Raw genomic sequence first — 22,612 nt, 5'->3', positions numbered from 1 at the left:
GACAGGGCATTCCTGGATGGCGCCAGGCTACGGCACCTGCAACACCGGCCCCAACAACGCCACGCACTCACTTAGATGCACGTCCACCGGTGCATCCTCGCCCACCACGCCGATCACGCGCTCGCGCAGTGGCTCGGCCACGGCCATCGCCAGGATCAGCCTTGCCGTGCACGCGGGGTCTGCATCGCGCAGCAGCCCTCGCTGTTGCTGCCGCGCCAGCCAGTCGGCCAGCAGCGCGCGGCCACGTTCGATGCCGTTGTCCAGATAGGCCTGCAGCAGCGCGTGCTTGCCGGGGAAGTCGGTGGCGAGCAGGCGGAAAACCTGCACTGCCTGTGCTGACAGCGCCTGTGCGCAAACCGCCTGCAGGATTGCGTGCAGCAGCGGCAGCACTTCCTCATTGTCACGCGCGTCGCGCTGCAGCTGCGGTGCGAAGCCGTCGGTCCACTCGCGCACCGCCAACCCCACCAGTTCCTCGCGGTTGCTGGCATGGCGGTACACGGTCTTCTTCGCTACCCCGGCATGCGCTGCCACCGCTTCGATGGTGGTCGCTTCGTAACCCTGTGCCAGCAGCAGTTCCAGGGTGGCCTGCAGTACCGCATGGCGGACTTCGGCTTCCGGTCGCGCGGGGCGACCGCGGCGACGGGTCGGCGTTGTGGGCTCGGGCAGGGTGGTGCTGTTCATTGCGCCCCATCTTACCGCATCCGATTAATTGCGAAACGCATATCGTTTCCGTATTGTTGAATCTCCAACCCACAGGAAACGTCGATGGATACCGCTGTGAACGCTCGCGCCTGGCTGGACCACCACGATCTGCTGGACCCGGCGCCGATGCGTCTGGAGACCGGCATCCAGCGCCGCGAAGACGGCACCCTGCGGGTGGCCGTTCGTACCGATCTGCACGGCTGCAAGGGCCGCATGCTCGACTGGTGGTTCACCTTCTTCGAGACCACCCAGCACATCCGCTGGTGGCATCCGCTCGATCACGTCGAGCATCGCGGCTGGGACGCAGCCTGGCAGCGTGGCCGTAGCTACCACGGCGCCAGCATCCATGCGGTGGAATCGCTGGCCGACATTCCGCCAGTGGCGGCGCGGCTGAAGTTTCATGACCCGCGCAGGTTGCTGGTGCCCGAGCGCCTGCAGGCGGCGCAGGACGCTGGTGATGTGTCGGCGGTGATTGCCGCCCGCATCGGCTTTGGCGATCACGTGCGCCTGGATGCGCATGGCGACCCCTGCGACGGGCAGATGCTGCACGTCGCGCGCGATACGCCGTTCGGCTGCGTGCTGCGCAGCCGCTTCGTGCTGGGCCTGGACAGCGCCGAACCGCAGCGCGATGCCAGCAATGCGGTCGGACTGGGCCTGCTCAAGCACTGCTACACGGAGTTCAGTTACCTCTCGCGGCTGCTGCCGTCGCTCTACTACGGGGAGCGCGCCAACGGTGAGGCGGTGCCGTTGCCGTGGTGAAAACCGCGCCGGTCATTCGAGCAGCGCGTCGTAGCCTTCGCCACTGAACTGGATCAGGCAGAAGCCGTGGCCGAACGGGTCGGCCAGTACCGCGATGCGGCCCCAGCGAAGCTCGCGCACCGGCTGCTCCAGCGTTGCTCCAGCGGCAACCGCACGCGCCAGCGCGGCCGCGATGTCATCCACCACCCAGTCCAGGTGCAGCGGCGTCCAATGGCGCTCGTAGTCGCGCACGTCGCCGTCCTCGGTGGCGGCGCTGCCGGCCTCGTTGTGCAGCAGGTACAACGCGGTTGGCCCGCCGAGCAGTTCCACGGCACCGGGCCCGAGGCGGCGGCCGATGCGCAGGCCGAAGGCTCGGATGTAGAAGTCCTCGGCGGCGGCCAGGTCGGGCACGTCGATGTTGACAATGAAGCTGTGGGCAGTGGCGTTCATGGCAGCGATGGGCGGCATCCGGTTATCGCAGTCTAGTACTGCCACGTGCTGCTGCCGGTTCATCTCCTGCGGGGATTCGGGCAAGCTGGGCGGTCTCTATCGACAAGGACATCCATGAGCGCGCTATCTGGCATCGAACAGGCCACCGGCCAGACCTTCCCGCCCCTGTTCAAGCAGTTGCATGCAGCGGGTCGGTTGAGCTGGGGGACTCCTCATCCGGAATGGTCCGAGGTGGTATTCCCGACGCTGCAGGCGGATCCACCGGTGCTGCTGTACGCCCAGGACTATGAGCCTTTGGAACATGATGAGCTGCTCGAGACGTGGCAGGAGCTGACCGCGGAGGATCATTACAATCCCCTGCGCACTGACCTGCAGTTGCTGCCCTTTGCGCGGACCGGCGCGGGTGACAGCTACTGCTTCTGGAGCAACGCGCCCGGCTTCAGTGAACCGCCGGTGGTGATGGTGTGGCATGACGACGACCGTGCCGATGTGCTGGCCGCCAGCTATCAGGATTTCCTGTTCCGCAAGATGGTCGAAGCGGTTGCGGACTACCAACGGCCTTACACGCTGCTGTCGCATGGCGAGCTGGCCGGGAATCTGCAGCGCTGGCTGCAGACCCACCATTCCTTCCTGCGCGGCGACCAGTGCCTGACATTGCAGCGGCTGTTCGCCCGCGTTGATGATATTGAAGAAGGAAACTTCAGCGAAGAAGACGCACAGGCCATCGTCGCTGACGTGATCGGCTTCGAGCGGTTGGACGAGTCGTTCGCCTACGTGCGCGAGGACGCCTGAACCAAGGCTCGGAGCCCCGCCTGCGGCGGGGTTCCGACCCCCGTGCGGGATCAGCCTGCGACCGGGTAGTCCAGATAGCCTTCCCTGCCGCCGCCGTAATAGGTGCTGCGGTCCGGAGTGGCCAGTGCAATGTCGTGCTGCAGGCGTTCGACCAGATCCGGGTTGGCGATGAACGGCTGGCCAAACGCGGCCAGATCGATGGTGCCGGCCTCGACCAGCTGCAGGGCGCGCTCGCGGGTCATGCCGCCGGCCAGGATCAGCGTGCCGCCGTAGGACTGCCTGAACTGCTGCAGGAATGCCTCACCCAGCACCGATGCACCCTGCTGCAGATTGTCGTTGAGGTGCACGTAGGCCAGCCCACGCTTGCCCAGCGCGTCGGCCAGGTACAGATAAGTGGCTTCGTTGCCGGGGTAGAACGGCATGTCGAAGGTGAGGTTGTTCGGGGCTAGCCGCACGCCGATGCGGTGCGCGCCGATGCGTTCGGCCATCGCATCCACCGTTTCCAGGATCAACCGCGCACGGTTCGGCAGCGAGCCACCGTAGCGGTCCTCGCGCTGGTTGATGAGCGGGTTGAGGAACTGTTCGAACAGGTAGCCGTTGGCGGCATGCAGTTCGATGCCGTCGAAGCCGGCGGTGATCGCGTTGTCGGCACCGCGCACGAAGTCGTCGACGATGCCTGGAATCTCGGCCGTATCCAGCGCACGTGCCGGAGTGGGATCGGCGTGGCCGCGGCTGCCGTCGTCCAGGTACACGAACGAGGTGTTCTTCGGTGCGCTGGCGACCGGGCGGGTGCCGGCGCTGACCGGCTGGCCACCCCCGGGCTGCAGCGAGGCATGCGACATGCGGCCCACGTGCCAGAGCTGGGCGAAGATCGTGCCCTGTGCGGCATGCACCGCCTGGGTGACCTGCTTCCAGCCCGCCACCTGTTCGGCCGACCAGATGCCCGGCACGTCGATGTAGCCCTGGCCCTGCGGCGAGACCGGCGTGCCTTCGCTGATGATCAGGCCGGCGCTGGCACGCTGCCGGTAGTACTGCGCGGTGAGGTCGTTGGCGACCGATCCGGGGTTGCGGGCACGGGTCATCGGCGCCATCGCGATGCGGTTGCGCAGGGCGGTGCCTGCCAGGTCGAACGGGTGGAACAGGGCGGCGGTCATGTCGATCATCTCGGTGCGGGGGAGGGGCGCCAGCGGCGCCATGTACACAGGATGGAGTTGACATGCAGGCGCATAAAGCGCTTCGATTTCCCTTGGTGTGGGACTATTTGTCCCTAATGAGGGATTGAAGATGCTGCCGCTGGAATCCTTGAATGGCCTGGTCACGTTCGTCACCACGGCCCGCTCGGGCAGTTTCACCGAGGCCGCCGATGCGCTGGGCATCTCGCGCTCGGCCGTGGGCAAGGCCATCGCCCGGCTGGAAGTGCGGCTGGGCGTGCGCCTGTTCCATCGCACCACGCGGCGCATCGCGCTGACCACCGACGGCGAGGCCTATTACGCTTCGTGTGCGGCGGCGCTGGAAGAAATCTCCGCGGCCGAGGCCTGCCTGGGCTCGGCTGGCCTGCCGAGCGGGCGGCTGCGCATCGACATGCCGTCCTCGTTCGGGCGGCTGGTGGTGCTGCCGGTGCTGTTGCGCCTGTGCCGGCAGTATCCGGACCTGCAACTGACGATGACCTTCACCGATCACTTCGTCGATCCCGTCGAGGAAGGCATCGACCTGCTGATCCGCTTTGGCGGCCTGCACCAGGCCGAGCACCTGGTCGCGCGCCGGCTCGGCCGCCAGCGCCTGGTCACCTGCGCCGCACCGGCCTACCTGCAGGCGCACGGCGTGCCGGGCAGCGTGGAGGAACTGGCACAGCACCGCAGCATCGTCGGCTTCCGCCACGGGCAGCCGGTGGCGTGGCGCATCGGCAGTGATGACGCCGAGGGAACCTTCATTCCCAACGCGGCCTACCAGCTCAACGACGGCGATGCGGTGATCGATGCTGCCATCGCCGGGCTGGGCATCTGCCAGATGCCGGAGTCGCTGGTACGCCGTCACCTGCAATCCGGCGCGCTGCAATCGGTGCTGGATGCGCACATGCAGCGCCACATCGACATCCACGCGCTGTGGCCGCCGACCCGCCACCTGCGGCCGAAAGTGCGCTACGTGGTGGACGAACTGACCCGGTTGGCGGGCGAGGGATTGTTCGATTGAGCGCGCGGGATTGAGTCGCCCGGGGTCGGGTGTATACTATCCCCCAGTATAGTTCCGAGGTGGCCCCGGCATGCCGCACTCCCCCGAAGAGAAAAAGAAGGTCCTGGCCCGCGTGCGCCGCATCCGCGGCCAGTGCGATGCACTGGATCGCGCGCTGGAAGCCGGTGCCGACTGCGCGCCGGTGCTGCAGCAGATCGCCGCCATTCGGGGCGCGGTCAACGGCCTGATGTCCGAGGTGATGGAGGCGCATCTGCGCGAGGAATTCGGCCAGCCTGCGGCCTCCGACGAACAACGCGCCGAGCGCGTGCGCGACATGAGCGCGTTGATCCGCTCGTACCTGAAATAAACGACGGCGCAACATTGCGCCGCCCATCCTGTCATTGCCTGTCTTTGGAGAAGCCACCATGAAGTCCCGTGCCGCCGTCGCCTTTGGTCCCGGCCAGCCGCTGCAGATCGTCGAGATCGACGTCGCCCCGCCAAAGGCTGGCGAAGTGCTGGTCAGGATCACCCACACCGGTGTCTGCCACACCGATGCGTTCACCCTGTCCGGCGATGATCCGGAAGGCCTGTTCCCGGTCGTGCTGGGCCATGAGGGTGCGGGCATCGTGGTGGAGGTGGGCGAGGGCGTGACCAGCGTCAAGCCGGGTGACCACGTGATTCCGCTGTACACCGCCGAGTGCGGCGAGTGCCTGTTCTGCAAGAGCGGCAAGACCAACCTGTGCGTGTCGGTGCGTGCCACCCAGGGCAAGGGCGTGATGCCCGACGGCACCAGCCGCTTCAGCTACAACGGCGAGCCGCTGTACCACTACATGGGCTGCTCGACCTTCAGCGAGTACACCGTGGTGGCCGAAGTCTCGCTGGCGAAGATCAATCAGGACGCGAACCCGGAACACGTCTGCCTGCTCGGCTGCGGCGTCACCACCGGCATCGGCGCGGTGCACAACACCGCCAAGGTGCAGGAAGGCGACAGCGTGGCGGTGTTCGGCCTCGGCGGCATCGGCCTGGCGGTGATCCAGGGTGCGCGCCAGGCCAAGGCCGGCCGCATCATTGCGGTGGACACCAACCCCTCCAAGTTCGAGCTGGCCCGCGAGTTCGGCGCTACCGACTGCATCAACCCGAAGGACTTCGACAAGCCCATCCAGCAGGTCATCGTTGAAATGACCACCTGGGGCGTGGACCACAGCTTCGAATGCATCGGCAACGTCAACGTGATGCGCGCGGCGCTGGAATGCGCGCACCGTGGCTGGGGCCAGAGCGTGGTGATCGGCGTGGCCGGTTCGGGCCAGGAGATCTCCACCCGCCCGTTCCAGCTGGTGACCGGCCGCAAGTGGATGGGCACCGCCTTTGGTGGCGTGAAGGGCCGCAGCCAGCTGCCGGGCATGGTCGAGGACGCGATGAAGGGCGATATCGAACTGGCCCCGTTCGTCACCCACACCATGGACCTGGACAAGATCAACGACGCCTTCGACCTGATGCATGAAGGCAAGTCGATCCGTTCGGTGGTCCACTACTGAGCCACGCCGGGTGGCAGGCTTGAGGGCCTGCCGCCCCTCGGGAGGAACCCATGGAACGCATCGAACACCGCGCCTGCTTCGCTGGCTGGCAGGACGTCTACCGTCATCATTCGACCACGCTGGGCTGCGACATGCAGTTCGCCGTGTACCTGCCGCCACAGGCGGAGACACAGGCGCTGCCAGTGCTGTACTGGTTGAGCGGGCTGACCTGCACCGAGCAGAACTTCATCACCAAGGCTGGCGCGCAGCGCTATGCGGCCGAGCATGGCGTGATCATCGTTGCGCCCGACACCAGCCCGCGTGGCGATGACGTGGCTGATGCCGAAGGCTACGACATCGGCAAGGGCGCAGGGTTCTACCTCAATGCCACCCGTGCACCGTGGGCAAAGCACTACCGCATGCATGACTATGTTGCGCAGGAACTGCCGGCGCTGATCGAGGCGAGCTTCCCCGCGACCGGCGCACGTGCGATCAGTGGCCATTCGATGGGCGGCCACGGTGCGCTGGTGATCGCGCTGCGCAACCCGGGGCGCTACCGCAGCGTGTCGGCGTTCTCGCCGATCGTTGCGCCCAGCCACGTGCCGTGGGGGCAGAAGGCGTTCCACGCCTACCTGGGCGACAACCCGGCCGACTGGGCGCAGTGGGATACGTGCGCGCTGGTGGCGACGGCCAGCGAGCGCCTGCCCCTGCTGGTCGACCAGGGCGAGGCCGACGAATTCCTGCAGGCCCAGCTGCAGCCCGAGCGCCTGCAGCAGGCCTGCGATGCGGCCGGCCACCCGCTGACCCTGCGCCTGCAGCCCGGCTACGACCACAGCTACTACTTCATCGCCAGCTTCATCGGCGAGCACGTGGCGCACCACGCCCGCGCCCTCCAAGGCTGACACCCCCGAAAAGGGGACGGAGGGGATTAAGTCGCTTTTGCCATTGTGCCGAAAGCGACTTAATCCCCTCCGTCCCCTTTTTCTGCGCTGGATCACGCCATCGTGGCGCGACGCCGCGCTATCGTGCGCGCATACGGCCTTGCGGATCGGGGGAGGCATGCCGGTAGTGCTGGCGCTGCTGTATGTGCTGTGCCATGGCTTGGTCGTGACCCTGTGGCCGGGGGCGACCGGCGTGGGCTCCTTCGTTTTCCTGACCGGCGCGCCGCTGCTGGCGGCGATGGCCTGCCTGTGGCGGGCGCGCCGCGACCGTGCCGCGCTTGGCTGGCGTGCCACGGCGCTGGCGTTGCTGCTGTGGGCCGGCGGCATGGCCTTCAACATGATCGATGCACTCGGCGCCGGTCGCGCCGATATCACGCCGCAGGCCAGCCTGTTCCTGTACGTGCTGTATGGCGTCCCGCTGGTGTTCATCCTGGCCCGCGCGCGCCGTGAGCGGCTGAGTATCAGCCTGATCGACGCCGCGATGGCGGCGCTGCTGGGTGTGCTGTTCTTCGTGCATACGCAATCGTTCGCCGCCCGTATCGATATCGACGATTCGGCGATGGCCAGCATGCAGCGCATGTTCGATATCCAGAACCTGTGCATTGCCGGGTTCGCGGTGGTGCGCTGGCTGGCCGGTGATGTGCCCGAGCGGCGCGGCTTCTTCCGGGTGCTGGCGCTGTACGCGCTGGCGTACCTGCTGGTGGCCTACTACATCAACCACTACACCTCCGGTGATTCCTTCGGTGCCTACAACGATCTGCTGATCGACCTGCCGTTCCTGCTGCTGGCGTTGCTGGCGCTGAGCCGGGCGCCGGTACCGGGCTCGGCGCCGCATCCACGGCTGGCGCGCACCGTGCAGGCTGCGGGGCCGATGATCCTGCCGTTGCTGCTGCTGGTGGTGGGCACGCTGGTGGTCGACCATGCGCGACCGCTGGCGGTCAGTGGCTTCGTGGTGGCCACGCTGGGCTTCGGCCTGCGCAGCATCCTGCTGCAGACCGACCTGATGGAACGCCAGGCCGGCCTGGACCAGCTGGCGCGGCAGGATGGCCTGACCGGGGTTGCCAACCGCCGCGAGTTCGACGCGCTGCTGCTGGCGGAGTGGAACCGCGCACGGCGCAGTGGCAGCCCGCTGGGCCTGCTGCTGGTGGACATCGACCACTTCAAGGCCTTCAACGACCAGCACGGCCATCCGGCCGGCGATCGCTGCCTGCAGGCCGTGGCCGCGGTGTTGAAGGCCATCGCCGGCCGCGCCGGCGACAGTGTGGCGCGCTATGGCGGCGAGGAATTCGCGGTGATCGTGCCTGGAAGCGCGCTGTCGGGCGTGCTGGCGCTGGCCGAACGGCTGCGCGAGGCGGTGGAGGCCCTGCCGCTGCCGGAAGGGTCGGTCAGTATCAGCATCGGCGTGGGCTACCTGCATCCACCGGCCCTGGCCAGTGCCGATCAGTTGCTGGCGGATGCCGATGCCGGCCTGTATGCCGCCAAGCGGGCCGGCCGCAACCAGGTGGTGCTGCACGCGCATGTGCTGGATGACGAAGGCAGCACGCACGGCACGATGGATTGCTGAAGGCCACGGTTCCCGTGGTGCCTGCGCGTGCGCATCATCGCTGCCGCAGCCAGCCGGCCGGATCGAGCAGGCGGAGCCCGACCGGTGACAACGAGCGCTGCCGCAGTGGCAGCTTCGCCGCGTGCACCGCGAATGCACAGCGTGCCAGTTGCCGGCGCAACGGCGCCAGCGTGTCATCGTCGCGGGGGCGTGCGTGCCGCCACTGTGCAATACGCAGCAGGCAGGCCAGCAGGTCCAGTTCGCTGGCGGCGATGAACGGCGAGCCGGACCGCAGCAGGTCGATCGGCGCGGCCGCCGTGGCCAGCAGCGGCAGCAGGTTGATGAACGCGTCGCAGCCCTCGGGATCAAGGCCGAGACCGCTCAACCCGGCCAGCCCATCGGCCCGCAGGTCGGGCTCGTGCAGCTGGCGTATCGCGGCAAGCAGTACCTGCTCGCCACGACCCAACTGGCGGGCGAATGCCCGGTAGTTGACGCGGGTAGGAAACAAGGGGGAACGGGAGGCCATGGCAGCTAGGGTTGGGGGTCGCGGGTTTCCACCAGCACGGGACAGGGCGCGTGGTCGATGGTCCATTGCCCGATCGAGGGTTCGAACAGGCGTTGCAGGCGGGACAGGTGGCGGTGGCCGATCACGATCAGGTCGCACTTCAGGCGCTTGGCCTGTTCGCTGATGATTTCGCCGGGATCGCCGGAGGGAATCTGCGCGATGGCATCAACGCCGCGTTCGCGCAGTTCGGCCAAGGCTTCAGCCAGCACCGCTTCGGCGCGCGAGCGCTGGCGGGCAGCTTCCGGATATTCGATGCGGTCGGCTTCGCTGGCATCGGCGGCCAGCGCGAATTCGGGATCGAGCACGCACAGCAGGTGCAGACGGCTACGCGGGCCGGCGATGGCCGCGGCGAGGTCCAGCACGCGCGCGTGCTGGGGGCCGCCGTCGAGGGCGACCAGCAGGGTATTGAACATGGATGTCTCCTTGGCAGGCCGGGGATGGTCGCCGATGTCGCTGCGCGCACCCATGCCGTGCGGCGCAGGCAATGCGTGCGCGGCATGCAATCGACTTTTACTTGGAGTGTCGTAGAGTCATTCCATTTGTTGGAGACTGCCATGCCCTTGCCCGATCTCAACCTGCTGCTGGCCCTGGATATCCTGCTGGACGAAGGCAGCGTCGCCGGAGCGGCTCGGCGCATGAATCTGAGCGCGCCGGCGATGAGCCGCACCCTGGGGCGGATCCGCGACGCGCTGGGCGACCCGGTGCTGGTACGCGCCGGCCGCGGCCTGGCGCCGACCCCACGCGCGCTGGAACTGCGCGAGCAGGTGCGCGACGTGATCGAGCAGGCCCACCGGGTGTTCAACGAAGGGCGCGAGGTGGATATCCAGACCCTGGAACGTACCTTCAGCATCCGCGCCAACGACGTGTTCATCGGCAGCTACGGCGGCCGCCTGCGGGACGTGTTCCGCGAGCACGCGCCAGGCTGCACGCTGCGGTTCATGCCCGAAGGCGATACCGACGATGACGCGATGGTGCAGGGCCGGATCGACCTGTATATCAGCACTGCCGGCAAGCACACGCAGGAAACCAAGGTGCAGAATCTGTTCACCACGGCCCTGCTGGGCGCAGCGCGCAAGGATCACCCGCTGTTCGACGGCGATATTACCGCTGAACGGTTTGCCGCCTGCGATCACATCGCCGTCTCGCGGCGCGGCATCGCGCATGGGCCGATCGACGACGAACTGGCACAGCTGGGCCTGCAGCGGCGGGTGGCGATGGTCATTCCCACCTTCCATGGCGCGATCTTCGCTGCAGCCGCCTCGGACCTGGTGCTGCCGCAGATGCCCAGCGTGATGCTCGATCGCATCGCCTACATGGGGCTGCCACTGCGCATGTTCCCGTTGCCGGTGCCGGTACGCACCGTGGCGCTGGTGCAGGCCTGGCACCCGCGCATGGACAACGACCCGGCGCACCGCTGGCTGCGCCGTGCGATCAAGAGCATGTGCGACGCCGACGCTGTGTAATCGCGTGCCGACCAACGGTCGGCACCCACCCAAACCCGTGCGTCCCGCGCACGCCTGGCATTGCATCCACGCCATTTTTCGCAGCAGTGGGCCTGCCTAGACTGCGCTCCCCACATTCACGGAGCGCACGCCATGTCGCTTCACCTGCCGTGCGCCGCACGGATCGGCCCGCGCCCATGAGCGCGATCACCGTGCCACAGGCCCCGGCCGCCCCGCTTGTCCCCGCGTTCGATCGCCGCATCGTGGTCGGACTGTGCGGCGTGCTGCTGGTGGTGCTGCTGTCGGGCTTCAACGAGAACGTCACCAAGGTGGCGTTGGCCGACATCCGCGGTGCGATGGGATTCAGTGCCGATGACGGCAACTGGATCACCGGCATCTACAGCGCCATGTCGGTCAGCGCGATGGCCTTCGCGCCCTGGTGCGCGGCCACCTTCTCGCTGCGCCGCTTCGGCCTGGTGATGATCGCCGCCTTCATGGTGCTGGGGGTGCTGTGCCCGCTGGCGCCGAACCTGCCGACTTTCCTGCTGCTGCGCGCATTGCAGGGCCTGGCCGGCGGTGCGCTGCCGCCGCTGCTGATGAGCGTGGCGCTGCGCTTCCTGCCGCCGGGCATCAAGCTGTATGGCCTGGCGGGCTACGCGCTCACCGCAACGTTCGGGCCGAGCATGGGCACGCCGCTGGCCGCACTGTGGGTCGAGCACGCCGGTTGGCAGTTCGCGTTCTGGCAGATCGTGCCGTTCTGCGTGGCCGGCATGGTGATGGTCGGCTGGGGCCTGCCGCAGGATTCGATGCGCCTGGAGCGCTTTGCCCAGTTCAACGGCGTAGGTCTGGCCCTGGGGTTGCCGGCACTGGTGATGCTGGTGCTGGGCCTGACCCAGGGCGCGCGCCTGAACTGGTTCGATTCGCCGCTGATCACGGTGCTGCTTGGCGGCGGCACCGGCCTGCTGGTGTTGTTCTTCATCAACGAGTGGTTCCACCCGCTGCCGTTCTTCAAGCTGCAACTGCTGGCCCATCGCAATCTCAGCTATTCGCTGGTCACCTGCGTGGGCGTGCTGTTCGTACTGCTGGCGGTCATCTCCATCCCCTCCGGCTTTCTCGCCAGCGTGCAGGGCTATCGCCCGCTGCAGACCGCGCCGATGCTGTTGTGGGTGGCACTGCCGCAGGCCATTGCGTTGCCGCTGGTGGCTGCGCTGATGAACCAGCGTGCGGTCGACTGCCGCTGGGTGCAGGCGGCCGGGCTGCTGCTGCTGGCGGCGGCGTGCTTCATCGGAGCACACCTGGATGTGCAGTGGAACCGCGACACCTTTCTGTGGGTGCAACTGCTGCAGGTGGTGGCGCAGCCGATGGCGGTACTGCCGTTGCTGCTGCTGGCGACCACCGGCCTGGCGCCGCAGGACGGTCCCTATGCCTCGGCCTGGTTCAACACCGTCAAAGGCTTTTCGGCGGTGTTCGCCGGTGGCGTGCTTGATGCGGTCGGACAGTCACGGCGCCACCTCCATTCCACTGCGCTGGTCGACCACCTGGGCAACCAGCCGTGGTTGCCTTCCAGCGCCGATCTGCCCGCGCGCCTGCACGCCCAGGTGCAGGCGCTCACCTCGGCGGACCTGTACTGGCTGGTCGCGCTGGTGGCCCTGGGCTGCCTGCCGCTGCTGCCGTGGGCCACCCGTGTCCACCCGCCACGTGCCGTGGCCTGACCCTCACCCGCAAGGACTCCCCCATGAGCCTCAACAAGACAACCCTCAACACCGGCCTTGTGCTGGGCGTGCTGGCCCTGGCCATCGGCAGCTGGCTGCTGCTGCGCGACGGGCGCTACCAGCGCACCGACAACGCCTACGTCAATGCGGATTTCACCGTGGTCGCACCGAAGGTGGCCGGCTTCGTCAGCAGCGTCGAGGTGGACGACAACCAACCCGTGAAGGCCGGCGACGTGCTGGCCCGCATCGACGACCGCGACTACCAGGTGGCCCTGCAGGCAGCGCGTGCCGACCTGGCCAACGCCCGTGCACAGCTGGCCAACGCACAGGCCGCACTGGCCCAGCAGGGCTCGCTGATCGAACAGGCCAGGGCCAGTGTCGATGTCAGCCGCTCCGAACTGAGCCTGGCCAGCGCCGACCAGCAGCGCTACCGCGAACTGGCCCGCGACGGCGCCGGCACCGTGCAGAACGCGCAGCAGGCGCAGTCGAAGCAGGCGGTGGCCAGTGCGCACCTGCAGCAGGGCCAGGCCGCGCTGTCGACCGCACGCCAGCGCACCGACATCCTGACCGCTGGCGTGCAGGCCGCGCAGGCCGCGGTACAACGCGCCGAAGCCGCGCAGGCGCGTGCCGAACTGGATCTGTCGCACACCGTGCTGCGTGCGCCGTTCGACGGCATGGTCGGTCGCCGTGCGGTACGCGTCGGCGCCTACCTGACCCCGGGAACGCCGGTGGCCGCCGTGGTGCCGTTGAAGCGCGCGTTCGTGGTCGCCAATTTCCAGGAAACGCAGATGACCCGCATGCAGGCCGGCCAGCAGGTTGAGCTGAAGGTGGACGTGTTCCCGGGCAAGTCGCTGCGTGGCCACATCGACAGCATCGCACCGGCGACTGGCGTTACCTTTGCCGCCATCGCGCCGGAAAACGCCACCGGCAACTTCACCAAGGTGGTGCAGCGCATTCCGGTGAAGATCGTGCTGGAGCCGGGCCAGCCGCTGCTGGAGCAGCTGCGTGCCGGCATGTCGGTGGAAGCCCGCGTTGACCTGGACAGCCGCGTGCGTGTGCAAAGCGCGCAACGCGTGCAGGACCGCACGGGCGGGGAGGGCGCATGAGCGCTCGCAGCGTGTTTCAACCCTTTGTGGCGGCGACCCTGTGCACGGCCCTGGCTGCCTGCACGATGGGACCGGACTTCGTACGCCCGCGGGCAGAGCTGCCCAGCCACTGGCAGGGTGAGGCCGTCGCCGGCAACGCCATCGACCAGGACGCGGCCTGGTGGGCCGGCTTCGACGATCCGCTGCTGGGCCAGCTGGCCAGCCAGGTGCTGGCGGCCAACCTGGACCTGCAGTTGGCGGCCAACCGCGTGCAGCAGAGCCGCGCCGCGCGTGGCATCAGCGCCGCCGACCGTCTGCCCAGCGTCAGCGCAACCGCCAGCGGCCTGCGTGCACGCAACAGCGAAGTGGGCTTGAACGATCCGTCCGGCAACGGCGGGCGCGAGGACTACGGGCTGTTCCAGGCCGGCATCGGCCTGAGCTGGGAGCTGGACCTGTGGGGCCGCGTGCGCCGCCAGGTGGAAGCGGCCGATGCACGCGTGCAGATGGCCGAGGAGGATGCACACGCGGTGCGCATCGCGCTGCTGGCGGAAACCGCGCGTGACTACCTGCAGCTGCGCGCGACGCGGCAGTTGCGGGCGATCACCGAGGACAATCTGAGCATCGCCCACGATATCAAGCGCCTGACCGAAGCGCGCCAGCGCCAGGGTGTGGCCAGCACCTTGCAGGTTTCCAGTGCGGCGGCGCAGGTCGCTTCGCTGCAGGCGCGCATCGCACCGCTGCAGCATCGCGAATCGCAGCTGCGCAATGCGCTGGCATTCCTGCTGGCACAACCGCCACAGGCGCTGGACGCACAGCTGCAGGACGCGCGCCGTGACTGGCCGGCGTTGCCGACGGTGGCGGTGGGCGTGCCCAGCGAACTGGCCGAACGTCGCCCGGACATCCGCCGTGCCGAAGCGGCATTGCATGCGGCGACGGCGGGCATCGGCGTGGCCAAGGCCAGCTTCCTGCCGCGCATCACCTTGAATGGCGATGCCGGTTTCCAGGCCAGGCAGCTGGATGACCTGGACGGCTGGAACGCGCACCGCTTCAGCATCGGGCCGTCGATCAGCCTGCCGATCTTCCAGGGCGGCCGGTTGAAGGCCAACCTCGCGTTGAGCAAGCTGCAGCAGCAGCAGTCATCGCTGCAGTTCCAGCGCACCGTGCTGCAGGCCTGGCATGAAGTGGACGATGCGATCGATGGCTACGCGGCCGAGCAGCAGCGCAGCGTGCAGCTGCATGTGGCGGTGGACGAAAGCGAGACCGCACTGGGTGCGGCGCGACGGCAGTATCAGGCCGGCGTGGTCGACATGCTGGACGTGCTGACCACCCAGCGCATCGCGCTGGACAACCAGGCTGCGCTGGCCAACAGCCAGGCCACCGCGGCGATTGCACGGGTGGAGCTGTACCGCGCGCTGGGTGGTGGCTGGTAGTGCCGGCCGCTGGCCGGCACTACCGTGTGACCCGGTAGTTGCCAACCTTGGTTGGCGACTTTCCCGGAAGCGCCAACCAAGGTTGGCATCTACCCGAGCCAGGCCTCAACGCACGTCGCGCAGTTCCCAGTGGTGGCCGGCCAGCAGGCGCAGGCGCTGCTTGAACACGTCACTGTCGATGCGGGTGGTGGCGACCAGGTTGATGCGCAGGTCCTTCTGCTCACCGGTCACGGTGGCGTCCGGGTCGGTGACGCCCCACTGCGGTTCCACCGCATCCGGGTCGGGCTGCTTGGCCTTCCAGCGCTCGAACAGCGTGCCGCTGCGCAGGGCGTCCTGCAGCTCTTCGGCGAAACCGGCGGCGCCCTGCGAATGGAAGGACAGGTCAGGGTCGTTGCCGCGGGCCTTGGACGGGTCGGGCAGGCTGATGTGGTACTGCGCAGGCATGGTGTTCTCCTTGAAGTGCGGCAAGGCTGGCACACGTGCGGTGGAATCGATGTGCAGAGTCCGGCCGTGGCCAGTGCTCATTCGAACCGATGCGGCCCATCGGCGAAGCCCACGGTGACCGCGCCCTTGCCGACGTTGACCATGCCGGTCAGGCTCATCACCGATTCGTACACGGTCACGCCATGGGTGGCGCAGACCTCTTTCAGCGGTGCATAGCCGGGCAGGGTGCGCAGCTCGTCCAGCTCACCGCCGTAGCTGACACACACCGTTGGCGTCATCAGGCCGGCACGCACGCGCTGGCCAACCACCGCGAACAGCTTCTGCACCGCGTTGTCGAAGCCCTTGATCTTGGCCACCGGCCCGGTCTCGCCGCGGTAGCCGTGCAGCACCGGCTTGATGTCCAGCGCGCTGCCCAGCGCGGCGCTGAGCAGGCCGACGCTGCGGTCGCCCTTGTGCCGCGCACGCGCGCGCATGTAGTACAGGTCGCGGGTGACCATGTAGCCGTGCACGTTGCCGGCCAGTTCCTCCAGCCGCTCGCGGATCTGCTGCACGCTGGCGTTGCTGTCGCGCAGGCGCACCGCCTCCACCGCGGTCACCGCCTGCGCGGCGAACAGGTTCTGGGTGTCGAGCACGCGCAGTGCGAACGGCGAGTTGTAGCCCGCGGCCTGCCGCACCGGCTTGTAGTCGTTGAGGATGGCGAAGCTGGCCTGCAGCGCGTTGTCGTGGATCGGGCTGCGGGTCTTGGTGATGGTCATGCAGAACACGTGGTCGTAATCGATCACCAGTTGCTGCAGGAACAGGTCACGGATCTGGTTGACGCTGAAGGGGATGGTTTCCGCCTCCGCACCATGCTCGGCCACGTGCGCGTGCAGGAAGCTCAGCGTGGCCTGCTCATCGCGATGATCGGCCAGCACGGCCTCGCCGATCCGTACGGTGATCGGCAGCAGCACGATGTTGTGCGCGGCAATGAAGTCCTGCGGCAGGTCGCAGGCCGAGTCGACGACGATTCCGATGCGCATCCGCGGCTCCCCCTCCAGGGCGGTTGTAGGTTCGGAAACGTGAAATCTATCTCAAAACCGGGCGTGGCGCGCGAGGGAAACGCGCCACGCCCTGTTCAGCGGTTGCGCTGCACCGCTACCGGCAGGCTGGCCAGGCGTTGCCATTCGGGCTGCAGCAGCAGGCCTGGGTCGGCCAGCACGGCGGCCATCAGCGGGTGCGCGTCGTTGCCCCAGAACAGCTCGTCGTCGATGGCCAGGGTGGGTACACCGAACACACCCGCGGCGATCGCGGCTTCCGTGTTGCGCCGCAGCTGCTCCTTGACCGCTGGCTCGGCGATGGCACGGTCAGCATCCTCGATGCCCAGCCGCGCCGCCGGCTCGCGCAGGGCATCGGCACTGTCGGCGGCATTGCCGTCGCGCCAGATCCAGTCGAACAGTACGTCCACCGCCTGCGTGCTGGTACCGGCGGCCAGGCACAGGCGCAGCGCCGACAACGGGTTGAACGGATGGCCCGGCGGGAATCGCAGGGGCGTACCCTCGGCCTGCGCGGTCCACAACAGCTGGCGGTAGATGAAACGACGCTTGGCGGGAATCTCGGCCGGCCCGAGGTTGCCCAGGTGGTGCAGCACCGCACCGAAGGCAATCGGCACCGGCTGGATCTGCGCGAACTGCGGCAGCTGCTTCAGCTTCTGCCAGTGCAGGTAGGAATACGGCGAGACGAAGTCGAAGTACCAGCGCAGCGTGGCCATTGGAATCTCCTCGTGTACGGTCAGGGCTGCGCGTTGCGCTGCAGGTAGCGGTCGCGCAGCTCGGTCTGGCGCGAGCGCATCGGCATCGCGCGGCCGCCCAGCCAGACCTGTTCGGCATAGTGCGCCACGTCCAGCGGGTCGCCTTCCCACAGCACCAGGTCGGCGCGCTTGCCGGGCTCGATGCTGCCGATCTGGTCGGCCACGCCGAACGCCTGCGCCGGTACCCGGGTCAGGCCGGCCAGGCCGTCGGCCCACGGCAGGCCATGGGCGACCGCATTGCCGGCCAGCTGGCGGATCTTGCGGGCGTTGTGGGTGGCGTCGCCGCGCTGCACGAAGGAGACCGCCACGCCCGCGCGCTGCAGGCGCGCCGCATTCTCCAGCGTGGCACCGATCTGGTCGAAGCTGGCCGGCAGGTTGGCCAGCACATCAACGAACACCGGCACGTGGGCAGCGGCCAGTTCCGGTGCCACCTGCCACGCTTCGCTGGCCCCGGCGATGGCGATCTTCACCTTCTCGCGGGCGGCCCAGCGCAGCAGCTGTCGGATGTCGGCGGCACGGTCCACTTCCACCACGATCCGGCCCTGGCCGGCCAGGTAGCGGCTCAACGTGCGGCGGCCTGCCGGGGTCAGCAGCGCATGCGGCGAGTCTGCGGCCACCTGGCCACGCGCCTCGTCGATCATCTGCTGCAGCAGCATCCACTGCGCGGCGCGCGACTGGCCGGTCAGCTCGGAAGCGGCTGCGCCGATGCGCAGGAACAGGGCACGCGGGCCGATCGGATCGATGCTGCCATCGAGCCGCATCACGCCGCCCTGGCCAGCCACGAAGCCACCGCCGGGGGTTGCCCCCAATGCGGTGAAGCCGATCCCTTCCAACCGGGTCACCGGAATCAGCACCGAGGCCGGGTTGTAGGCCAGGGTCACGTCGAACTCGGGCCGCAACGGCTGCTCGCCGATCTTCAGTGCGCTGTCGACGGTGCTCCTCTCGACCAGCACCTCTTCGATGCCGGTCTCGGTGATGCCGCCGAACAGCGCAGGGGTCAACGGGCGGCCACTGGCCTCGACCACGGTTGCGCCAGCGGGCGCGGACAGGCCGTTGCCCACCGCACGGATGATGCCGCCCTGCACCAGCACGTCGGCGTTCTGCAGGCTGCCGCGTGTGCTGGCGGTGTGCACCGTGGCGTTGCGCACCAGCAGGTCCTGCGCCTGTGCGGATGCGGAGATGCACGCCAGCACCATGGCGGTAGAGCCGAGCCATGCCCGGCTGCCCTTCGCGGCAGAGTGCAGCCACTGCTTGAGCACCCTCATCAGCGCACCTCCTGGCCAAGCTTGAAATCGGAACGCGGCGTCGCCGCCGGCGCACTGCGGTCGTACAGGCGGCGGCCGTCGATGAAGACCTGCTCGGCCAGCGCGTAGGAACTGAAGGGATTGCCGTTCCACACCACCACATCGGCCATCTTGCCGGCCTCCAGGGTGCCGGTCTGGCCCTCGATGCCCAGCGCCTTGGCGGCGTTGGCGGTCATCCAGGTGATGGCGTGCTCGGGTGTGATCTCCGGCATGCGTGCGCGTCGCGCCGAGGCCATCACCTTGGCCGCCTCCTGGTTGAGGCGCTGGATGCCTTCGGGTGAATCGGAATGGACGATGGCACAGCTGTTCTTCGGCCGGTCGACCAGCGCGATGTTCTCCGGGATACCGTCGAAGGCCTCCATCTTGAAGCCCCACCAGTCGGCCCACAGCGCACCGCAGACGCCATCGGCGGCCAGCCGGTCAGCCAGCTTGTAGGCCTCCACGCCGTGGTGGAACGCGGCCACCTTGAAGCCGAATTCCTTGGCCAGGTCGAGCATGGTGGCCATCTCGTCGGCGCGGTAGCAGTGGATGTGCACGCGGATGTCGCCCTGGATGGCGCCGGCCAGCGTGTCCAGCTTGAGGTCGCGCTTGCCGCCGGCATCCCCGGCGCTGTCGCCCTTGTCGCTGCCGAACCAGCCCTTGCGCTTGGCCGGCTTGGGCGTGTTCTTGGCGATGTAGTCGGCGGCATCGATGAAGGCCGCACGATAGCCGGCCACGTTGCCCATGCGCGTGGCCGGGGCCACGCCCTTGCCTTCGCCATAGACCCGCTTGGGGTTCTCGCCGCAGGCCATTTTCAGGCCCCACGGCGCGCCGGGGAACTTCATCGCCTGGTAGGTCACCGCCGGTACGTTCTTCAGGGTCACGCCGCGGCCACCGACCAGGTTGGCCGAACCAGGCAGTACCTGCATGCTGGTCACGCCGCCGGCCAGCGCCGTGGCGAAGCCCGGGTCCTGCGGCCACACCGAATGCTCGGCCCAGACGTTGGCGGTGACCGGCGCGGTCATCTCGTTGCCGTCGCTGTGCGCACCGACGCCCGGGCTGGGATACACGCCCAGGTGCGAGTGCACGTCGATCAGTCCCGGCGTGACCCACTTGCCCTGGGCATCGATGCGGGTGACGCCGGCGTCGGCCTGCAGCTGCTGGCCGACCGCCACGATGCGGCCCTCGCGCAGCAGCACGTCGGCGTTGTCCAGGCGCTGGCCGGTGCCGGTCAGCACGGTGGCGTTCTGGATCAGCACCGGCGCATCGGGATGCGCCTGGTAGGTGCTGGGGTAGGGGTCGGCGAGGAAGCGCGAGGCGCCCACCGCCGGTGCCGTACTCAATGAAAGCAGCGCCAGTGCCACCCCGGCGCGCAACAGCGTCGATGCCATGCAGTTCCCCTTGCTTGCGGCTTGGTCCAACCGCCGACGCTAGCCGGGGCGTGGTGGGCTTGCCAAGTGACCTTCTTCACAGGCCGGCCGCTGGCGGCTCGACGGCACCGCCGGTCTGGCCGAAAATAGCCGGTCCCCCGCCGTGCCGGACCCCCGCCCATGAAGAGCAAGCAGGAAATCGTCGACAACTGGCTGCCGCGCTATACCGGCGTGCCCCTGGACCAGTTCGGCCAGCACATCCTGCTGACCAACTTCGGCGGCTACCTGCATACCTTTTCCGAGCTGACCGGCGCGCCGGTCATCGGCCTGGACCGGCCGATGGCCAGTGCCACCATCGACGGCATCACCATGATCAACTTCGGCATGGGCAGCCCCAATGCTGCGATCATCATGGACCTGCTGTCGGCGGTGATGCCCAAGGCGGTGCTGTTCCTGGGCAAGTGCGGCGGGCTCAAGCGCAAGAACCAGCTGGGCGACCTGGTGCTGCCGATCGCCGCGATCCGCGGCGAGGGCACCTCGGGCGACTACCTGCCGCCGGAAGTGCCGGCGCTGCCCGCGTTCGCGCTGCAGCGTGCAGTGTCGACCATGATCCGCGACCTCGGCCACGACTACTGGACCGGCACCGTCTACACCACCAACCGCCGGGTCTGGGAACACGACGAGGCCTTCAAGGAGCGGCTGCGGGCGATGCGTTGCATGGCCATCGACATGGAAACGGCCACGGTGTTCGCCGCCGGCTTCGCCAACCACATCCCCAGCGGCGCGCTGCTGCTGGTGTCCGACCAGCCGATGATCCCCGACGGGGTCAAGACCGAGGCCTCCGATGCCAAGGTCAGCTCCCAGTTCGTGGAAAACCATATCCAGATCGGCATCGAGGCGCTTAAGCTTATCCGGCGCAACGGCAAGTCGGTCCGCCACCTGCGCTTCGACGAATGATGATGATGGCCTGGCGCGGCGCGCCGGCCCTGGGGAGTAGGTGATGGATGTTGCCGCGCAAGTGGTGGAATTCTGGAAGGAGGCGGGCCCGGAAAAGTGGTTCGCCCGCGACGATGCGTTCGACGCGCAGTTCCGCCGGTTGTTCCTGGATGAGCATTTCGCCGCGGCGTCGCGCGCGCGCGAGCATTGGCTGGGCAGCGCCGAGGGCGCGCTGGCGCTGATGCTGCTGCTGGACCAGTTCCCGCGCAACTGCTTCCGCGGTACCGCCCATTCCTACGCTACCGATGGCCTGGCCCGGCACTACGCCATGCGTGCGATCGAGGAAGGCCTGGACCTGCAGCTGGTGCCGAAGCTGCGCGCCTTCATCTACCTGCCGTTCGAGCACTCCGAGGATCCGCTGGACCAGGACCGTTCGGTGGCCATGTTCGACGTGCTGGGTGACAAGGAATACCTGCAGTACGCCGAACTGCACCGCGACATCATCCGCCGTTTCGGCCGCTTCCCGCATCGCAACGCGGCACTGGGCCGCATTCCGGCGCCGGAAGAGCTGGACTACCTGGCCGAAGGCGGGTTTGCGGGGTAGATCCACGCCATGCGTGGATGCAAAAAACGCCGGCGTTCGCCGGCGTTTTTCGTAGGTTTCAACCGCTGCCGATCAGTACTTCGGCACGCCGTTGTCCACCTCTTCGGACCAGGCGTTGATGCCGCCGGTGACGTTGAACACCTTGGTGAAGCCCAGCGCACGGAACTGCTCGGCGGCCTGCGCGCTGCGGCCACCGTGGTGGCACATGAAGGCCAGCGCGGTGTCCTTCGGCAGGGCTTCCAGCGTGGCGCGGCCGTTGCCGTCGAAGCTCTTGAACGGCACGCCGACGGCGGCGATGGCGCGTTCGTCGGCCGGGCGCACGTCCACCAGGGTGATGTTGCCGGCGCGCACCAGGTCGTCGGCATCGCGAACGCTGATTTCCTGCACCGGCTTGGGCGCGTTCGGGTTGTCGATGGCCAGGCCCTTGCCGCGGATGTCGTCCACCCAGTCGATGGTGATGCCGTTGGCGCGACGGGCGCTGGCCAGGTCGAACTGCACGCGCAGGCCGTTGGACTCGGCGGCGATCGCGCCTTCGTCGTGCGGGGCCAGCTGGAAGTTCGGCTGGAAGCCGGCGTCGATGGTCAGCTGCAGCGCGGCGCCCGGGGCGTCGGCCAGCGCGCCCTTCAGCATTTCCACGGCGGCCGGGGTCACGGTGATGCTCGGCGGGGTGCGGTCCGGCGCGGCCAGGCCCAGCACGCTGCTCAGCTCGCCGCTGGCGGCCATCTGCAGCACGATGTCGCTGCCGCCGACCAGTTCGCCGTCGATGTACAGCTGCGGGATGGTCGGCCAGTCGCCATAGGCCTTGATGCCTTCACGGATTTCCTGGTCGGCCAGCACGTTGACGTGGGCGAACTCGACGCCGAGGTCCTGCAGGGCGCCCACGGCCTTGGCCGAGAAACCGCACTGCGGCATCGACGGCTGGCCCTTCATGAACAGCACGACGCGGTTGTCGTTGAGGATGGATTCGATGCGCGAACGCAGGGCGGGATCGAGGGACATGGACGTCGGGGTTCCGGGAATTCGAATGATCAATTCTACCCCCGGCGGCATCGCGCGGGATGAGCAGGGCAGGAACATTGCGTCGCATCCCGCCATGGCGCGGTCGG

The 22,612-nt window shown here is 68.1% G+C and carries 24 protein-coding genes; 13 read left to right on the top strand and 11 right to left on the bottom strand.

Annotated features, from left to right (window positions below):
* Window positions 1-27: 27 nt before the first annotated feature.
* Window positions 28-681 (bottom strand): TetR/AcrR family transcriptional regulator, encoded by a 654-nt coding sequence (locus AC5P7U_RS16210; protein WP_495221259.1) that lies wholly within the window; start codon window positions 679-681, stop codon window positions 28-30.
* An 84-nt stretch (window positions 682-765) separates the two neighbouring features.
* On the opposite strand from AC5P7U_RS16210, the gene AC5P7U_RS16205 reads away from it, so the two are divergent.
* A complete protein-coding gene (locus tag AC5P7U_RS16205; RefSeq protein ID WP_006469489.1) occupies window positions 766-1,461 on the top strand; it encodes a DAPG hydrolase family protein in 696 nt (231 codons plus the stop codon).
* A 12-nt stretch (window positions 1,462-1,473) separates the two neighbouring features.
* Here the strand turns inward: AC5P7U_RS16205 and AC5P7U_RS16200 are convergent, their stop codons facing one another.
* Entirely contained in the window at window positions 1,474-1,890 is a 417-nt protein-coding gene (locus tag AC5P7U_RS16200) for a VOC family protein (protein ID WP_197563947.1), read from the bottom strand.
* A gap of 45 nt (window positions 1,891-1,935) precedes the next feature.
* Here AC5P7U_RS16200 and AC5P7U_RS16195 point away from each other — a divergent pair, with 45 nt between their 5' ends.
* Entirely contained in the window at window positions 1,936-2,682 is a 747-nt protein-coding gene (locus tag AC5P7U_RS16195) for an SMI1/KNR4 family protein (RefSeq protein ID WP_414555146.1), read from the top strand.
* 50 nt (window positions 2,683-2,732) lie between these two features.
* Here AC5P7U_RS16195 and AC5P7U_RS16190 read toward each other — a convergent pair whose 3' ends face one another.
* Window positions 2,733-3,836, bottom strand: a complete 1,104-nt coding sequence (locus AC5P7U_RS16190) for an alkene reductase (protein ID WP_197563949.1) — start codon at window positions 3,834-3,836, stop codon at window positions 2,733-2,735.
* A 130-nt stretch (window positions 3,837-3,966) separates the two neighbouring features.
* Here AC5P7U_RS16190 and AC5P7U_RS16185 point away from each other — a divergent pair, with 130 nt between their 5' ends.
* The 5 genes from AC5P7U_RS16185 to AC5P7U_RS16165 all read left to right on the top strand — a co-directional run bounded on the left by AC5P7U_RS16185 (window position 3,967) and on the right by AC5P7U_RS16165 (window position 8,870).
* Window positions 3,967-4,872, top strand: coding sequence for a LysR family transcriptional regulator (locus AC5P7U_RS16185; RefSeq protein ID WP_006469459.1), 906 nt, complete (start codon window positions 3,967-3,969; stop codon window positions 4,870-4,872).
* Window positions 4,873-4,942: 70 nt separating this feature from the next.
* Window positions 4,943-5,218, top strand: coding sequence for a formaldehyde-responsive transcriptional repressor FrmR (gene frmR, locus AC5P7U_RS16180; protein WP_008266233.1), 276 nt, complete (start codon window positions 4,943-4,945; stop codon window positions 5,216-5,218).
* Window positions 5,219-5,276: 58 nt separating this feature from the next.
* A complete protein-coding gene (locus AC5P7U_RS16175) occupies window positions 5,277-6,386 on the top strand; it encodes an S-(hydroxymethyl)glutathione dehydrogenase/class III alcohol dehydrogenase (protein WP_049455904.1) in 1,110 nt (369 codons plus the stop codon).
* Window positions 6,387-6,436: 50 nt separating this feature from the next.
* Window positions 6,437-7,267 (top strand): S-formylglutathione hydrolase, encoded by an 831-nt coding sequence (gene fghA, locus AC5P7U_RS16170; protein WP_495221257.1) that lies wholly within the window; start codon window positions 6,437-6,439, stop codon window positions 7,265-7,267.
* Window positions 7,268-7,424: 157 nt separating this feature from the next.
* Complete coding sequence (locus AC5P7U_RS16165) at window positions 7,425-8,870, top strand: GGDEF domain-containing protein (RefSeq protein ID WP_049455906.1); 1,446 nt, start codon at window positions 7,425-7,427, stop codon at window positions 8,868-8,870.
* A 34-nt stretch (window positions 8,871-8,904) separates the two neighbouring features.
* Here the strand turns inward: AC5P7U_RS16165 and AC5P7U_RS16160 are convergent, their stop codons facing one another.
* The gene (locus AC5P7U_RS16160) at window positions 8,905-9,375 is read right to left on the bottom strand and encodes a hypothetical protein (protein ID WP_308308758.1); all 471 of its coding nucleotides are present in this window, start codon (window positions 9,373-9,375) and stop codon (window positions 8,905-8,907) included.
* Window positions 9,376-9,380: 5 nt separating this feature from the next.
* Window positions 9,381-9,827: a universal stress protein gene (locus tag AC5P7U_RS16155; RefSeq protein ID WP_308308759.1), complete on the bottom strand. Its 447-nt coding sequence runs from the start codon at window positions 9,825-9,827 to the stop codon at window positions 9,381-9,383.
* 141 nt (window positions 9,828-9,968) lie between these two features.
* Here AC5P7U_RS16155 and AC5P7U_RS16150 point away from each other — a divergent pair, with 141 nt between their 5' ends.
* The 4 genes from AC5P7U_RS16150 to AC5P7U_RS16135 all read left to right on the top strand — a co-directional run bounded on the left by AC5P7U_RS16150 (window position 9,969) and on the right by AC5P7U_RS16135 (window position 15,083).
* Window positions 9,969-10,877 carry a LysR family transcriptional regulator gene (locus tag AC5P7U_RS16150; protein WP_049455908.1) on the top strand — a complete coding sequence of 303 codons (909 nt, stop codon included), beginning with the start codon at window positions 9,969-9,971 and terminating at the stop codon, window positions 10,875-10,877.
* A gap of 176 nt (window positions 10,878-11,053) precedes the next feature.
* Complete coding sequence (locus AC5P7U_RS16145; protein ID WP_495221256.1) at window positions 11,054-12,568, top strand: MFS transporter; 1,515 nt, start codon at window positions 11,054-11,056, stop codon at window positions 12,566-12,568.
* Between the two features lie 23 nt (window positions 12,569-12,591).
* Complete coding sequence (locus AC5P7U_RS16140) at window positions 12,592-13,674, top strand: HlyD family secretion protein (RefSeq protein WP_197563954.1); 1,083 nt, start codon at window positions 12,592-12,594, stop codon at window positions 13,672-13,674.
* Window positions 13,671-15,083, top strand: coding sequence for an efflux transporter outer membrane subunit (locus AC5P7U_RS16135; RefSeq protein WP_197563955.1), 1,413 nt, complete (start codon window positions 13,671-13,673; stop codon window positions 15,081-15,083). The genes AC5P7U_RS16140 and AC5P7U_RS16135 overlap by 4 nt, the downstream gene beginning before the upstream one ends.
* Window positions 15,084-15,188: 105 nt before the next feature.
* On the opposite strand, the gene AC5P7U_RS16130 is transcribed toward AC5P7U_RS16135, so the two are convergent.
* The 5 genes from AC5P7U_RS16130 to AC5P7U_RS16110 form a co-directional block, all read right to left on the bottom strand.
* Window positions 15,189-15,527 (bottom strand): hypothetical protein, encoded by a 339-nt coding sequence (locus AC5P7U_RS16130; RefSeq protein WP_006469105.1) that lies wholly within the window; start codon window positions 15,525-15,527, stop codon window positions 15,189-15,191.
* A 77-nt stretch (window positions 15,528-15,604) separates the two neighbouring features.
* Window positions 15,605-16,546 carry a DegV family protein gene (locus AC5P7U_RS16125; protein ID WP_006469103.1) on the bottom strand — a complete coding sequence of 314 codons (942 nt, stop codon included), beginning with the start codon at window positions 16,544-16,546 and terminating at the stop codon, window positions 15,605-15,607.
* Between the two features lie 95 nt (window positions 16,547-16,641).
* Window positions 16,642-17,274 (bottom strand): 2-hydroxychromene-2-carboxylate isomerase, encoded by a 633-nt coding sequence (locus tag AC5P7U_RS16120; protein ID WP_006469101.1) that lies wholly within the window; start codon window positions 17,272-17,274, stop codon window positions 16,642-16,644.
* A 20-nt stretch (window positions 17,275-17,294) separates the two neighbouring features.
* On the bottom strand, window positions 17,295-18,578 hold the full coding sequence (locus AC5P7U_RS16115) for an amidohydrolase family protein (protein ID WP_006469099.1): 1,284 nt from the start codon (window positions 18,576-18,578) through the stop codon (window positions 17,295-17,297).
* The gene (locus AC5P7U_RS16110; RefSeq protein ID WP_312564185.1) at window positions 18,578-19,987 is read right to left on the bottom strand and encodes an amidohydrolase; all 1,410 of its coding nucleotides are present in this window, start codon (window positions 19,985-19,987) and stop codon (window positions 18,578-18,580) included. Before AC5P7U_RS16110 ends, AC5P7U_RS16115 begins: the two co-directional genes overlap by 1 nt.
* A 159-nt stretch (window positions 19,988-20,146) precedes the next feature.
* Here AC5P7U_RS16110 and AC5P7U_RS16105 point away from each other — a divergent pair, with 159 nt between their 5' ends.
* Both AC5P7U_RS16105 and AC5P7U_RS16100 read left to right on the top strand, forming a co-directional pair.
* Window positions 20,147-20,923, top strand: a complete 777-nt coding sequence (locus AC5P7U_RS16105) for an AMP nucleosidase (protein WP_005414446.1) — start codon at window positions 20,147-20,149, stop codon at window positions 20,921-20,923.
* A gap of 43 nt (window positions 20,924-20,966) precedes the next feature.
* Window positions 20,967-21,506: a DUF924 family protein gene (locus AC5P7U_RS16100; protein ID WP_495221254.1), complete on the top strand. Its 540-nt coding sequence runs from the start codon at window positions 20,967-20,969 to the stop codon at window positions 21,504-21,506.
* 72 nt (window positions 21,507-21,578) lie between these two features.
* Here AC5P7U_RS16100 and grxD read toward each other — a convergent pair whose 3' ends face one another.
* A complete protein-coding gene (gene grxD, locus AC5P7U_RS16095) occupies window positions 21,579-22,505 on the bottom strand; it encodes a Grx4 family monothiol glutaredoxin (protein WP_008265709.1) in 927 nt (308 codons plus the stop codon).
* Window positions 22,506-22,612: the final 107 nt, after the last annotated feature.

The sequence above is a fragment of the Stenotrophomonas sp. YJH_SMC_57 genome (assembly GCF_059369755.1).
Note: the sequence above shows the minus strand (reverse complement) of the source record. Positions and strands in the feature narration are given on the sequence as shown.

What these genes read in the sequence shown, in the direction of transcription:
- AC5P7U_RS16105 (WP_005414446.1), top strand. Translation starts at nt 20,147, where the DNA reads ATGAAGAGCAAGCAGGAAATCGTCGACAACTGGCTGCCGCGCTATACC.
- AC5P7U_RS16190 (WP_197563949.1), bottom strand. Translation starts at nt 3,836, where the DNA reads ATGACCGCCGCCCTGTTCCACCCGTTCGACCTGGCAGGCACCGCCCTG.
- AC5P7U_RS16165 (WP_049455906.1), top strand. Translation starts at nt 7,425, where the DNA reads ATGCCGGTAGTGCTGGCGCTGCTGTATGTGCTGTGCCATGGCTTGGTC.
- AC5P7U_RS16210 (WP_495221259.1), bottom strand. Translation starts at nt 681, where the DNA reads ATGAACAGCACCACCCTGCCCGAGCCCACAACGCCGACCCGTCGCCGC.
- AC5P7U_RS16185 (WP_006469459.1), top strand. Translation starts at nt 3,967, where the DNA reads ATGCTGCCGCTGGAATCCTTGAATGGCCTGGTCACGTTCGTCACCACG.
- fghA (WP_495221257.1), top strand. Translation starts at nt 6,437, where the DNA reads ATGGAACGCATCGAACACCGCGCCTGCTTCGCTGGCTGGCAGGACGTC.
- AC5P7U_RS16120 (WP_006469101.1), bottom strand. Translation starts at nt 17,274, where the DNA reads ATGGCCACGCTGCGCTGGTACTTCGACTTCGTCTCGCCGTATTCCTAC.
- frmR (WP_008266233.1), top strand. Translation starts at nt 4,943, where the DNA reads ATGCCGCACTCCCCCGAAGAGAAAAAGAAGGTCCTGGCCCGCGTGCGC.
- AC5P7U_RS16135 (WP_197563955.1), top strand. Translation starts at nt 13,671, where the DNA reads ATGAGCGCTCGCAGCGTGTTTCAACCCTTTGTGGCGGCGACCCTGTGC.
- AC5P7U_RS16175 (WP_049455904.1), top strand. Translation starts at nt 5,277, where the DNA reads ATGAAGTCCCGTGCCGCCGTCGCCTTTGGTCCCGGCCAGCCGCTGCAG.
- AC5P7U_RS16155 (WP_308308759.1), bottom strand. Translation starts at nt 9,827, where the DNA reads ATGTTCAATACCCTGCTGGTCGCCCTCGACGGCGGCCCCCAGCACGCG.
- AC5P7U_RS16125 (WP_006469103.1), bottom strand. Translation starts at nt 16,546, where the DNA reads ATGCGCATCGGAATCGTCGTCGACTCGGCCTGCGACCTGCCGCAGGAC.
- AC5P7U_RS16200 (WP_197563947.1), bottom strand. Translation starts at nt 1,890, where the DNA reads ATGAACGCCACTGCCCACAGCTTCATTGTCAACATCGACGTGCCCGAC.
- grxD (WP_008265709.1), bottom strand. Translation starts at nt 22,505, where the DNA reads ATGTCCCTCGATCCCGCCCTGCGTTCGCGCATCGAATCCATCCTCAAC.
- AC5P7U_RS16130 (WP_006469105.1), bottom strand. Translation starts at nt 15,527, where the DNA reads ATGCCTGCGCAGTACCACATCAGCCTGCCCGACCCGTCCAAGGCCCGC.
- AC5P7U_RS16110 (WP_312564185.1), bottom strand. Translation starts at nt 19,987, where the DNA reads ATGGCATCGACGCTGTTGCGCGCCGGGGTGGCACTGGCGCTGCTTTCA.
- AC5P7U_RS16160 (WP_308308758.1), bottom strand. Translation starts at nt 9,375, where the DNA reads ATGGCCTCCCGTTCCCCCTTGTTTCCTACCCGCGTCAACTACCGGGCA.
- AC5P7U_RS16100 (WP_495221254.1), top strand. Translation starts at nt 20,967, where the DNA reads ATGGATGTTGCCGCGCAAGTGGTGGAATTCTGGAAGGAGGCGGGCCCG.
- AC5P7U_RS16150 (WP_049455908.1), top strand. Translation starts at nt 9,969, where the DNA reads ATGCCCTTGCCCGATCTCAACCTGCTGCTGGCCCTGGATATCCTGCTG.
- AC5P7U_RS16205 (WP_006469489.1), top strand. Translation starts at nt 766, where the DNA reads ATGGATACCGCTGTGAACGCTCGCGCCTGGCTGGACCACCACGATCTG.
- AC5P7U_RS16145 (WP_495221256.1), top strand. Translation starts at nt 11,054, where the DNA reads ATGAGCGCGATCACCGTGCCACAGGCCCCGGCCGCCCCGCTTGTCCCC.
- AC5P7U_RS16115 (WP_006469099.1), bottom strand. Translation starts at nt 18,578, where the DNA reads ATGAGGGTGCTCAAGCAGTGGCTGCACTCTGCCGCGAAGGGCAGCCGG.
- AC5P7U_RS16140 (WP_197563954.1), top strand. Translation starts at nt 12,592, where the DNA reads ATGAGCCTCAACAAGACAACCCTCAACACCGGCCTTGTGCTGGGCGTG.